The sequence below is a fragment of the Sphingobacteriales bacterium genome (genome assembly GCA_016711285.1).
In the GTDB taxonomy this organism is placed as follows: Bacteria; Bacteroidota; Bacteroidia; order Chitinophagales; family UBA2359; genus JADJTG01.
In genome coordinates this window covers 442615-455681 of record JADJTG010000014.1, presented here as the reverse complement: position 1 = coordinate 455681, position 13067 = coordinate 442615, and the positions used below count along the sequence as shown (strand labels likewise).

Here is a 13067-nt window from a genome sequence, read left to right as displayed (position 1 = left end):
CAAGGTAGCACCTACCAAAAAGGTAGGTGTACCTACCTCCGGCAAAGCATCACCTACTAAAAAGGTAGGTTCTCCTACCTCCGAGCAAGGTAGTACCTACCAAAAAGGTAGGTGTACCCACCTTCGGCAAAGCATCACCTACTAAAAAGGTAGGCGAACCTAAAAAGACGCTCATAACTAAAATAATTTATTAATGTATGTTTATTATACGAGTAGGTATATTAAGATTCTCATACCCAAAATGTACATATATTTTATCTGATTTCAGTATAAAACCTCCTGTTTATCAGATTTTTAGTGTACAACACATATAAGTTTTACTATTTTTCAGTACACTTTTGGCAAAGCCACAAAGATTTTGTTTTTTTGTTGCCGTAATAAAAGATCGTTTTTTTCTGTTCTTTTTAGTTTGCAATAAAAATGAAATCTTTCAACAAAAAACGTTTTTCCTCCAATGAAGCAGCCGGAGCAATTATTGCTTTTCACAAGCAGCCGCAGGGTGTGAGTGGCAGCACCGACAATGGCGTATATTTTGAAATCACCATTTACAGCGATGCCTGTATTCGCTTACAATATCGCCGGCAAGAGCCTCCTGCCGCCGCTTTTTCGTATGCCGTTGCAGGGCAGCCGCAACAACACACCATCTGGCAGCTCCGCGAAACCGCCACACACTATATCATCAGCACTGCACTACTGCAATTGCACCTGCAAAAAGAAGCCCTGCGCTGCACCTTTTATAATGCGGTAGGTACGCTGCTCAACGCCGATGACCCCGCTTTCGGGGTGTCGTGGATAGGCAACGAAGCCACCGTTTACAAAACCCTCCAACCGGAGGAGCGTTTTATCGGATTGGGCGAAAAAACAGGAAATCTGGATCGGCGCGGCTCTGCCTACACACACTGGAACACCGACTATTTCGCCTACCCCGAACACGCCGACCCTTTGTATGTCTCTATTCCTTTTTATATCGGTGTGCATCAAGGCACGCAATACGGCATTTTTGTTGATAAGTCTCAGCGTTCCGTTTTTAATTTTGGAGCATCTAATCACCGCTTCGCCTATTTTGCGGTGCAAGATGATGAAGTAGATTACTATTTTCTGCACGATAATGATGTAGCGGGCATTTTGCGTGCTTACTCCCAACTTACCGGAACTTTGCCTTTGCCGCCGCTTTGGGCTTTGGGTTTTCAGCAATGTCGTTACAGCTATTATCCCGACACAGAAGTGCTCACACTGGCACAAACATTCCGCGATAAGCAAATTCCTGCCGATGTGTTGTATTGCGATATTCATTATATGGACGCTTACAAAGTATTCACCTGGCATCAGCAATATTTTCCGCAGCCCAAAAAAATGATAGCTGCTTTGCGAAAACAAGGTTTTCATCTGACACTCATTTTAGACCCGGGCATAAAAACAGAAGAAGGCTATGAGCCTTACGAAAGCGGCTTGCAGGAAGATGTGTTTATTAAATACCCCGACCAAAGCAATTATTCGGCGAGTGTGTGGCCCGGTGTGTGCTATTTTCCCGATTTTACCAAACCCGACACGCGCCGTTGGTGGGGCAAGCGCGTGGGCAATTTGGTGCAACAAGGCTTGGATAGCTTTTGGAATGATATGAACGAACCCGCTTCGTGGGGGCAATGCACACCCGATTTGCTGGAATTTGATTATGAAGGTGAAGGTGCTACGCACAAGCAAGCGCGGAATATTTATGGTATGCAAATGGCGCGCGCCACTTATGAAGGAGCAGTACAACATCTTAAAGGAAAAAGACCTTTTGTGCTCACCCGCGCCGGTTTTGCGGGCATTCAACGCTATGCAGCCGTATGGACAGGCGACAATGTATCCAACGATGGGCACCTGCTTTTGGGGGTGCGCCTGCTGAATAGTTTGGGCTTGTCGGGGGTGGGCTTCTGCGGAGTGGACATTGGCGGTTTTTGCGGCGATGCCTCACCTGTATTGTTTTCGCGCTGGATTTCTATCGGTGCTTTTTCTCCTTTTTTCCGTTGCCACTCTATGATTAATTCCCGCGACTCCGAGCCTTGGAGTTTTGGCGAAGAAGCTGAAGAAATTGCCCGCAATTATATCGCGCTGCGCTATCGCCTGCTGCCGTATTTGTACAGCCTTTTTTACGAAGCCACACAAAGCGGGCTGCCGCCGATGCGCTCTTTGGCAATTACACATACCCACGATGAGCGCATTTATCAGGGCGATTTTCAACATCAGTTTATGTTCGGCAATTCCTTGCTGATATGCCCCTGCGACAGCCACCAACGTTTTACAAAAGTGTATTTGCCACAGGGCAGCGATTGGTACAGTTTGCACAGCGATGACTACTACACAGGCGGACAGGAAATGATTGTAGAAGCACCCGCCGAGCGTTTGCCGATTTTTGTAAAAGCAGGAGGTATGCTGTTGCTTCAGTCGGTGGTGCAATACACCGCCCAAAAGCCCGAAGACACTTTGGAAATACATGTGTACGATTCGGAGCAAAACAGCGATGATGAAATGCTGTATTATGAAGATGACGGCGAAACATATCAGTATCAAAAAAACGATGAATGTCTGATATGGAAAATAAAATGGAATACCGCCTCAAAAACACTATCTGTACAGGAAAAATTTGTAGGAAACTATACTTCAAAATTCACGAAAGCGAGAGTATATGTACATAGCCGCCAACAGAATATAACAGAAGTGATACACATCAACCGAAAAAAATACACCCTCTTGTCGGGTGATTACTGCTTTGTTCCGCCGGTTTCCAATTTTGACCCTTTCATTCACAACAATTCCAACGGAAATAAAATAGCGGTACGATATGCGGAATTTTCTTTAAAGGAATAAGCGTATTTTCAATATTATCGGATTAAAATAAGATTTTGAACGTCACCGGCGCGGTATTTTTACAAAAAAAACTTCTTTTTATTCGTAAAAAGTTTTGATGGCAGCGATTACCCATTTTTGCTCTTTTGCTTTTAATCCATAAAAAAGCGGCAAGCGCAACAAACGCTCCGAAAACATATCGCTGTAAGGTAAATAGGTAGGAGTGTTGCTGCTTTTTTGTTGTAAATAATAGGGTGAGCTGTGCAGCGATTGGTAATGAAAAACGGCGTGTATCTGCTGTGTTTTCAAATATTGAATAAGGGATTGCCTTTCCTGCACATCATTGCACAGCATATAAAACAGATGCCCGTTGAGTGTAGCGGGCGGTGTGGCTGCTTCGGCAAATTGTACCCCTTTGCGGCGCAAATCTTCCAAAGCTGTTGCATAATTGTTCCAAAGAGCGATGCGCCGAGCTTGTATGCTCTCCAAATGTTCCAACTGCCCCCATAAAAACGCCGCTATCAACTCCGAAGGCAAATAAGAAGAACCTATATCCACCCAAGTATATTTGTCGGTTTCGCCACGAAAAAAAGCGGCGCGGTTTGTTCCCTTTTCACGGATAATTTCGGCGCGTGCCACCAACTGCTCATCGTTGATAACCAATAAACCGCCTTCGCCGGCGATGATATTTTTGGTTTCGTGAAATGAAAAAGCTGCCAAATGCCCGAAACCGCCCAAAGGTTTTCCTTTATAAAAACTTTCAATGGCGTGTGCGGCATCTTCTATCAAATACAGCCGGTATTTTTGCGCCAATGCTTGCAGAGCTTCCATATCGCAAGCCACACCTCCATAATGCACCACTACAATAGCTTTGGTGCGTTCATTAATCAATGCCTCCGCCGATTGGGGGTCTATATTGGGATAGTGCGGCAGACAGTCGGCAAAACGAATGACCGCACCGCGCAGCACGAAAGCGTTGGCGGTGGACACAAACGTGAAAGACGGCATAATGATTTCATCGTCTGCCTGTATATCCAAGAGCAAAGCCGCCATTTCTAAGGCTGCCGTACAAGAGTGGGTGAGGAGGGTTTTGCGAAAATGATAGCGTTGCTCAAAAAAACTTTGACATTGTCTGCTGAAAAAACCATCGCCCGACAAATGCCGCCGCCGCACCGCTTCGCGGATATATTGCAATTCTTTTCCGATAATAAAAGGCTTATTGAAAGGAATTAAAGCAGGGACTGGATTTTTCATTAAAAAATTTTATCTTACAAAAAATATAAGAAGCAAAAATAAGCAAGGGAGTTGCAGCGCACAAAAATAATAAAAAAACGGCTATGGCTGCTCCAATATCGCTATGCCGAAGCCGCTTTTGCCGTATTGATTGCCGTTGTAGAGCATATAGCGACTGCCGCCCATATCAAATACGGAAGGATAACAAATCATTTCGCTGTCCCAAGCAGTTGCCTCCTGCGAAGGCGCAATACCGATGAGGCGGTCTTTGCGCTGCCACGTTTGTCCGTCTTCCGATTCGGCATAGCCGATGCGATACGAAGTGCCGCGCCACGAATACCACATACCATAGCGGTTGTTTTCAAATATCACCGAAGGGCGCGAAAAAGCGTGTGCTTTGGGGGAGGTTTTGAAGCAGGCGGCGGCGCGTTGCCATTGCAAACCATCGGCGGCGGTGGCGTATTTGATGGTATGCACCATATCATTAATAGTAGCACCCCAGCGCAAATGCGAGCCGTACCACATTTGCCAACTGCGGGTGGCAGGCTGATGCAGCACAAAAGGATACGATAAAGAATAGGCATCGGAGCGGTGGCGGTCTAAAATGGGACCTACTTCGGGGCGTTCGAAACGTTGGGCGGAGTCGTTCCATTCGGCATAGCCGATGCTGTTGCGGAAAGGCACATCGCGGCACAGATTCCACCCTAAATAATACAAACGCAACTGCGCCGCCGAATGAGTTACCACGCAACCCATTGAGCAGCCTCTGTCGTCAAATGCTCCCCACGCCTGCGGCGACAACACAGGGCGGCGCGAGCGGTGTAAGAGCTTAAAGTCGGCGGCGGCATCAAAATCGGCGTAATGAATATGCGAGCGTTGCTCCACATCGCGGGCACTGAAAAAAACACGCACCACGCGCTCCGACATCACAAAGGGAAACGGATTGGAGGCGTGCGAGTGCAGCCACTTATTGTCGGCATCAACGGAGAGCAAACGTTTGAGTTTTTTCCAGCGCATTGTTTTTTTTATAAATTTAAGAAGAAAACAACAAAAGCAGTTGATAAAAATAATTCAACCACATTTGAAACTAAATTTTATACAAAAAAGTTATCTATGTACATTTAGAGTTAGTTTTTTATAATTTACAATATCTTGATTTATATTTTTATAACCATATATTTTTAATGAAATTTTACAAATTATTCCGCTTTGCAGTGCCTACGGGTGTGCTGCTTTTTTGTGTACTTTTTTTATCTGCTTGCGGCAGGAAATCCAACGAAGATGTAGTAGCTGTGCCCAACAAAGATGGCTCTATTGAAACACTTTTCCATATAGAACACGCCAATGGCTACGATTTATTGACCACCACTTACAAAATTTGGGTCGCCGGTCAGTTGGATACCCAATACAAACGCACAGATACTTTGCGGCAATTGGGTACAGCTTCGGGCAGCAGCACCCCCAAAGATTATGAATTTTATATTACGGTGCAATAAACCTCACTCATTATTGCAACTTTTTAGGCTTTTATCAAGTTTTTGATTAACATAAAAAAATAGATGATTATACAACAATGAAAAAAAGTAAAATGATAACATTAGTGCTGTTGTCGGCGGTGATGGCTGCCGGCTGCAATCAGCAGGAAAAAACAGCACAACAACGTCCCAAAGTATATATGCGCTCCGACAGTACGGCGGCTTACAGTGGCACGCATCATTCTTCGCCCTTCGGATATTATCTGGCTTTTCGCAGTTTGAGTATGCTGATGGGCAACGGCGGCGGTATGGGCAACGGATATTACAGCAGGGGCATACCCGAAACGGCTAATGTAGGCACTAATGCCGCCAAAATGGGTGCAGTATCGCGCGGCGGTTTTGGACGCACTGCCGGCAGAAGCGGTTTTGGTAGCAGAGGCAGTGGTGCATAAATACAGGTTGATGGTTGATTTTCTTTTTTTTAAATCTAAAAACACACAATGAAACGTATTGCAATACGCCCGCGCCCGCAATGGCAGCAAAAGGTAGAAGATATAGGTTTTGGTTTTCATACGGGTTCTTTGCCCTATTGGACAGAAAACGCTTATTACGAATTTGAACCTTACGAAATAGATCTGCTCGAAGACGCTACGCAAGAATTGTGGGATTTGTGTTTAGAAGCAGTGCAGCGCGTTATTGACCAACAATTATACGACCGTTTTCAGATTCCTGCCGCTTTCCGACCCTATATAGAGCGCACTTGGAACAAAGATGCGCCGATGGTATATGGGCGTTTTGATTTGGCTTATAAAAACGGTGATATAAAACTCTTGGAATTTAATGCCGACACACCTACTTCGCTTTGCGAAGCCTCCATTGTACAGTGGTTTTGGCTGCAAGATATAGCACCACAAAAAGACCAGTTTAATTCCATTCACGAAAAACTCATAGAAACGTGGCAATATTGGAAGGATTTTCTGCACCGCGACACCCTCTATTTTTCGTGCATCAGCGAGCATCTCGAAGATTTTACTACCACCGAATACCTGCGCGATTGCGCCATACAAGCGGGTTTTGATACGCGCTTTATTTGGATTGAAGACATCGGCTGGGAGGCGCGGCAACAACATTTTTTGGATTTGGAAGGCAATGCCGTTAAAAACATTTTCAAATTATATCCTTGGGAATGGTTGATACAGGAGGAGTTTGGGAAAAATATTTTGCTCGACAGCCACGCCGCTTACTGGATAGAACCCGCCTGGAAAATGATTTTGTCCAACAAAGCCATTTTGCCGTTGTTGTGGGAAATGTTTCCCGACCACCCTTTTTTGCTACCCGCTTATCACGAGCCGAACCGCCTGCGGCAATATGCCAAAAAACCTGTTTTGTCGCGCGAGGGGGCGAATATCTCTTTGCACGCCGACAGCAGAATTTTGGAACAAAGCGAAGGCGACTACGGCAAAGAGGGCTACATTTATCAGCAGTTGTTTGAATTGCCTTGTTTCGACGGCAACTATCCGGTTATCGGCAGTTGGGTAGTGGGTGCAAAGGCGGCGGGCATCGGTATTCGGGAAAGCGATGGTTTGATAACCAACGACACTGCGCGTTTTGTGCCGCATTTAATCGATGTTTAATGTGGAGGCGGTGTCGCCTCCTTTTTTTATACCCCAATCATTAAAAATGTCCGGCGATTATTTTTGTGTATATTCTGAATATTCACAAAAGTTTTTGGAACTTTGCGGGCTGCAACTATTTTCATGAAACAGCCTTCTTTATTGAACCAACGCCGCGCCGCACTGCCCAAAGAGGAAAGCGACCAAGAAATGTCGTTTTTTGAGCATTTGGAGGAGTTGCGCTGGCATATTATCAGGGGTTTGGCAGCTATATTGGTGGCTACTATTGCGGCATTTTTGGCAAAATCTTTTGTTTTTGACACGCTCATTTTTGGACCGCTTTCCGACCAATTTTTTACTTATCGCGCTTTGTGTCGTTTGTCGGAGCTTTTGCATTTGGGCGATACTATTTGTATGAAACCCACCCCTTTCACCATCAGCAATTTTGAGATGGCTTCCCAATTTACGCTGCATATACAGGTGTCGGTACTGGCGGGTTTTATTGTTTCGTTTCCATATATTTTGTGGGAGTTGTGGCGATTTTTGCGCCCTGCCCTGCACCCCCACGAACGCCGCTACGCCGAAGGCTTGGTTTTTTATGCTTCGCTGCTGTTTTTTGTAGGAATTCTGTTTGGCTACTACATTATGTCTCCGTTTTCTATCAATTTTCTCGCCACCTACTCCGTCAGCGACAAAGTATCCAATCTCATCGGTTTGTCATCTTATATTTCCCTGCTCAGTACGGTGGTGTTATCGTCGGGCATTATGTTTGAGTTGCCGATGTTGGTGTATTTATTGTCAAAAGCCGGTATTTTAAGCCCCGATATCATGCGCGAATACCGCCGCCATGCGGTAGTGATTATTTTGATGATCTCTGCCATTATCACGCCGCCCGATGTAATGAGTCAGATTTTGGTGTTTATTCCGGTGTATGTGCTGTACGAGGTGAGTATTTTTATTTCGGCGCGCATTGCCGCCGAGCGAATGCGTCAAGAAGCATTGGAAGAGGAGGAATTCAGGCGTTTGCAACAATAAAAAAAGCATTTCGCCTGTTTTGCAGGGAAATGCTTTGAGAAAGGGCGGTGGTCCCACCTGGGCTCGAACCAGGGACCCTCTGATTATGAGTCAGATGCTCTAACCGACTGAGCTATAGGACCGGGCAAGGAAAAACACAGATGTTAAAAACACAACTGTTGCTCACTTGCAGGCACAAAAATAAGACGAAGTTTTTTAAAAGTCTTAAATTTGCTCAAAAAAATTTAGATAATTACTGAGAAGTAAATTTATTTTTATTTAAAAAATTAATTTATAATATTTTAAGAATTAAAATTATTTTATATTTAAAAATATTTCCGATCTTTTTGCATCTGCATTACTATAAAATATATCCAACAATTCATTGATTTTATCCTGCATCTCGACACTTACTTGGAGGCTATTATGCAAGAGTACCAATTACTCACTTACGCTATTTTGTGCCTCATTATCTTTTGCGAAACCGGCTTGGTAATTACTCCTTTTCTGCCCGGAGATTCTTTGTTGTTTGCTGCCGGAGCTATTGTTGCCAAAACAGGTATTTTAAATGTGTGGCTATTAATTGCTTTACTGATTGCGGCGGCTTTTTTGGGAGATAATGTCAATTATTTTTTCGGGCGCACTTTAGGCGAGCGGGTTTTTAAAAAAGATTATTGGTTTTTGAAAAAGAAATATTTGATAGATACCCAAAAATTTTATGAAAAGCACGGCGGCACTACTATTATTTTAGCGCGCTTTGTACCCATTATCCGCACTTTTGCGCCTTTTGTGGCAGGTGTAGGAAAAATGAGCTACGGAAAATACATCACTTATTGTATTTTGGGTGCTACCCTGTGGGTGACAGGACTTACTTCGGCGGGTTATTTTTTCGGCGGTATTCCCTTTGTAAAAGAAAACTTTGAAATAGTAGTGCTGGGTATTGTGGCTACTTCTTTAATTCCGGTGATTATTCAGGCGGGAAGAAAACTGCTTTCCAAAAAATAATTTCTTTTTCTTTTTTAAAAAAACACATCAAATTTATTATAAGATGAGCTACCAGTATATCATTGCAGAAAACGATGCGCAAGGTATTTTCACGATTACCATCAATCAGGAAAAAAAACTCAATGCACTTTCCGCACCTTTGCTCGCCGAGTTGTCGCAAGCCATCGACCACGCCCGCAACGATGCCGCCGTGAAAGCCCTTATCCTCACCGGAGCGGGCAATAAAGCCTTTGTTGCCGGAGCCGATATTACCGAATTTTTGGCTTTAGATGTAGCGGGCGGCAAAGCCTTGGCACAGCGCGGGCAAGATGAGGTTTTTTCTAAAATTGAGCAATTCCCGAAACCCGTCGTGGCGGCAGTAAACGGCTTCGCCTTGGGCGGCGGCTGCGAGTTGGCGATGGCTTGTCATTTGCGTATTGCTTCGCACAACGCCAAATTCGGACAGCCCGAAGTAAAATTGGGGCTTATTCCGGGATACGGCGGCACGCAGCGTTTGGTACAGCTCATCGGCAAAGGCAAAGCGATGGAACTCTTGCTCACCGCCGATATGATAGATGCCGCCGAAGCCCTGCGCTTGGGTTTGGTAAATGCGGTGGCGGCATCTTCCGAAGAACTCTTGCCCGCCTGCAAAAAGATGTTGGAAAAAATCATTGATAAAGCCCCGATTGCTTTGGCTCAAATCATTGATAGTGTCAATGCTCACTTTGATGTGAGCCGCGATGGTTTTGCCGCCGAAGTAGCAGCCTTTGGAAAATGTTTTGGTACGGCGGATTTTAAAGAAGGCGTGACGGCTTTCTTAGAAAAACGCCCTGCGGTGTTCAAAGGCGAATAAAAGTAGTAAAAAAGCAAAGTAATTCTCCTTTAACCTGCTCTCTAATTTTTTCAAATTTGATACACAAAAAACATATTTATTTTACAAAATAATTCATCAATCCCTTACTAATTGCCAGTGTTTTGTAGTTACAAAAAAACTACTTCTCTTGAAGACCACGAAAAAGGTATTCATTCGGCAAATAGTAGGCTTCGCAATTGCATGTTTTCCAAAAATTGCTATTATAGCTACTGAATTGAGGCAGGCTGCTTCTATTTGTGTATGAGTTGGTATTTACCGTATTGGTATAATTTACATCCTCTATAAACAACTCTTGCACTTGAAGTACCTTAGTGTGTTTCTTATCTTTATTATGCTTGTACAATATTTTATTAATAGATTTAAAATATAATAAGTCATCTATTTTATCAATTGCTGCTGCGTTATTTAGTCCGTTGTTTCTAAAAACTAAAATAAATTCTTTCCCTTGCGTGGTAACTTCCGTTTTTAGAGCCTTGCGCGTGGGATTTATATGATTGTCATTGATGCTAAATGTAATTGTGGCATCGGTAGTTTCTATTTTACCTATCAATTCTCCCTTTTGTGAAAAAATTTCTTTATTTCCATTCGCACCTTGTTTTAGGATTAGATTGTGCTTTTTTATGTAATTGAATGGCAGATAATATTCAGGTGGTTTTGGAATGTACGGAAGAAAAGTAATTCCGACACTTCTATGCGCCATAGACTCCTCTATTTTAGTATTTACAAATGATCTATGCTCTTTTTTTCTAAGATTATATTTATTTTTTCCTGTTTTAGATAGATATTCGACTTTACCATCCGAATAATACAACATGGAGTCGTTATTAGCTTGATAACTTCTATAACACGCATCAATTAGCGCAAATTTTTTCTTTTTTGAGTTTGTAGAGATAGAGGCTTCTGCCAGTTCATATATACGAGGTTCGAGATGTATCGTGTCATTCCCTGATAAGTCTCTTTTTACTTTAAATTCAGATTTATACGATACATGATGAAAAAACAAAGTATCAGTTGCCGCAAGGTTATTTATATCTATTTCCTCAATCCTCCCTGCTATATTGGATTCAACGAAAAAATATTTGTTGTTTGAAATTACCTGAACAAATGGAATAGGCTCGTTATTAATATCTGTGATAATAATTTGAGAATATATATCAAATGTATAAGAAAAAAATATGAATACAATAACAAAAGAACGCATAATTTTTAATAAAATTTAATGGATAAAATTAATAAAGGAGACAGGGTTTGTCTTCCTTATTAATAAATATTAATAAATTGGAACCACTACCAATAAATCAAACCTGCATTACACTAACATCCATCGCCAAATGACCAAAATAGTATCGTTATACATTCAAAACTATATGTTCATTGGGGAAATGAATTAGTTCTATAATTGCGAATTTAATCATATTATAGAGAACGTAACACAGCATTTTATCACAATAGGTAGCACAAATATAAAAAGTATATTTTTTAAAAAAATTAGGTTAAAAAATAAAATGTATGATGCATTATCGTGCTGCTATGATGAGGTGCTTATGCCTCTTTTGTTTTAGACGCATAAGTAAAACTTCGGATCTGTTCGCTGAATTGAGTAATAGTAATTTTTTTATAATTGATTATCTATATTTTATAAAATTTTGAAACATTTGATAGGTACTTCTATCACTTGATTAAAATTAGGTTGGATTATTTGATTATTTTTTAACTTTGTACTACCTCCTATTGCAGTACGAATAGGTAGAAAAATATGTTGCAAAAAATATTATACATACTAAAAACCAAAGAAAAAATGTTAAAATCAACAATATTGATGCTTGTGAACTTGTCGTTTTCTTGTAAAAAATTTAAAAACGGAGCAATAGGTCTTTGTCAACAAACATCTACAACCCCGTGAGTATAGCGTGGTTGCAGCGCACCGAACTGCTGATAGGAGCGGAGGCGATAGCAAAATTGCAACAAGCCCGCATCATGGTGGTGGGCTTGGGCGGTATCGGCAGTTATGCCGCCGAATTTTTGGGGCGTGCCGGCGTGGGCAAGCTCATTATTGTTGATGGCGATGTGGTGGAGCAAAGCAATATCAATCGGCAACTGCCCGCTTTGCACTCTACCATCGGGCAGAGCAAAGCCGCGCTGATGGCACAACGCCTTTCCGACATCAATCCTGCCGTAGCGTTGCAGGTGCTGGAGCATTTTATTACCCCCGACGACAGCTACGATTTAGTGCCGCCCGATACGCACTATGTATTGGACTGCATCGACAGCGTAAAACCCAAACTGCGCCTCATCAAAGCCTGTGTGCAAAAGCGTATTCCCATTATCAGTGCGATGGGAGCAGGCGGCAAAACCGACCCCGCCGCCGTGCAAGTGGCGTGGCTGCACCGCACCCGCGATTGCAAATTTGCCCAGCAGGTGCGCAAAGGACTAAAACGTGAAAAAGTGCCCTTGTGGAAAGTGCTCGCCGTATATTCCGATGAGCTGCAACCCCGCGAAGCCCTCCAAATGACAGAGGGCAACCGCTACAAAAAATCTTTTATGGCACTGTTTCCTATATGCCCGCCCTTTTTGGTTTGCGTATGGCTGCCGAAGCGATACGCCGTATTTTGCAAAAAGAGGAAGCAGAGCTTAGTTAGCGGTTTCTTTTATACTAAAATCAGATAAAACCAATAAACACAGTCAATCATTTATTTTGCTGATATTTTTAGAATACAGATTTGACGGATTGAGCGGTTTTTTTATGGATAAAAACCTGTGCTTATCTGCATCCGCTAAATCTATTTTATCTGCGTTCCACATAATTGATCATACAAAAGATGAAATAACCTGAGCTTACAGACGCTGCAAATACGTAGAGAATCAAGAATTTTAGTATCAATTTTCATTCAGCGTGGCTGATATCAGCAATAATATCATTACAGAATAGAAGATTTTTACACACTGTACCATTTAGATGTTTATTTGGTATTATACCATTAAAATGGCTATTTGGCATAGTTTTATAAAGAAGTTGTTTAGAGTTTCATAAATCAGGGAATAAGC

At 42.6% G+C, this 13067-nt stretch carries 10 protein-coding genes, 1 tRNA gene and 1 pseudogene; 8 read left to right on the top strand and 4 right to left on the bottom strand.

Annotation, left to right across the window (positions count from 1 at the left end):
* Nucleotides 1-420 precede the first annotated feature (420 nt).
* Complete coding sequence (locus tag IPL35_14625) at nt 421-2850, top strand: DUF4968 domain-containing protein (GenBank protein ID MBK8444561.1); 2430 nt, start codon at nt 421-423, stop codon at nt 2848-2850.
* A 78-nt stretch (nt 2851-2928) separates the two neighbouring features.
* On the opposite strand, the gene rffA is transcribed toward IPL35_14625, so the two are convergent.
* Nucleotides 2929-4083, bottom strand: coding sequence for a dTDP-4-amino-4,6-dideoxygalactose transaminase (rffA, locus tag IPL35_14620; protein ID MBK8444560.1), 1155 nt, complete (start codon nt 4081-4083; stop codon nt 2929-2931).
* A gap of 81 nt (nt 4084-4164) precedes the next feature.
* Nucleotides 4165-5079 carry a hypothetical protein gene (locus IPL35_14615; protein ID MBK8444559.1) on the bottom strand — a complete coding sequence of 305 codons (915 nt, stop codon included), beginning with the start codon at nt 5077-5079 and terminating at the stop codon, nt 4165-4167.
* 167 nt (nt 5080-5246) lie between these two features.
* Here IPL35_14615 and IPL35_14610 point away from each other — a divergent pair, with 167 nt between their 5' ends.
* From IPL35_14610 to tatC, 4 genes are all read left to right on the top strand, one after another.
* Complete coding sequence (locus tag IPL35_14610; GenBank protein MBK8444558.1) at nt 5247-5558, top strand: hypothetical protein; 312 nt, start codon at nt 5247-5249, stop codon at nt 5556-5558.
* A 77-nt stretch (nt 5559-5635) separates the two neighbouring features.
* Entirely contained in the window at nt 5636-5989 is a 354-nt protein-coding gene (locus tag IPL35_14605) for a hypothetical protein (GenBank protein MBK8444557.1), read from the top strand.
* Between the two features lie 48 nt (nt 5990-6037).
* On the top strand, nt 6038-7171 hold the full coding sequence (locus IPL35_14600) for a glutathionylspermidine synthase family protein (GenBank protein MBK8444556.1): 1134 nt from the start codon (nt 6038-6040) through the stop codon (nt 7169-7171).
* 123 nt (nt 7172-7294) lie between these two features.
* On the top strand, nt 7295-8185 hold the full coding sequence (gene tatC, locus IPL35_14595; GenBank protein ID MBK8444555.1) for a twin-arginine translocase subunit TatC: 891 nt from the start codon (nt 7295-7297) through the stop codon (nt 8183-8185).
* A gap of 48 nt (nt 8186-8233) precedes the next feature.
* On the opposite strand, the gene IPL35_14590 is transcribed toward tatC, so the two are convergent.
* Nucleotides 8234-8307: transfer RNA gene (locus IPL35_14590), tRNA-Ile, on the bottom strand.
* Between the two features lie 220 nt (nt 8308-8527).
* On the opposite strand from IPL35_14590, the gene IPL35_14585 reads away from it, so the two are divergent.
* Nucleotides 8528-9169 (top strand): DedA family protein, encoded by a 642-nt coding sequence (locus tag IPL35_14585; GenBank protein MBK8444554.1) that lies wholly within the window; start codon nt 8528-8530, stop codon nt 9167-9169.
* Between the two features lie 43 nt (nt 9170-9212).
* Complete coding sequence (locus tag IPL35_14580) at nt 9213-10001, top strand: enoyl-CoA hydratase/isomerase family protein (GenBank protein ID MBK8444553.1); 789 nt, start codon at nt 9213-9215, stop codon at nt 9999-10001.
* Nucleotides 10002-10140: 139 nt separating this feature from the next.
* Here the strand turns inward: IPL35_14580 and IPL35_14575 are convergent, their stop codons facing one another.
* Nucleotides 10141-11223 (bottom strand): hypothetical protein, encoded by a 1083-nt coding sequence (locus tag IPL35_14575; GenBank protein ID MBK8444552.1) that lies wholly within the window; start codon nt 11221-11223, stop codon nt 10141-10143.
* 698 nt (nt 11224-11921) lie between these two features.
* Here IPL35_14575 and IPL35_14570 point away from each other — a divergent pair.
* Nucleotides 11922-12661 (top strand): annotated as a pseudogene (locus IPL35_14570) (tRNA threonylcarbamoyladenosine dehydratase).
* Nucleotides 12662-13067: the final 406 nt, after the last annotated feature.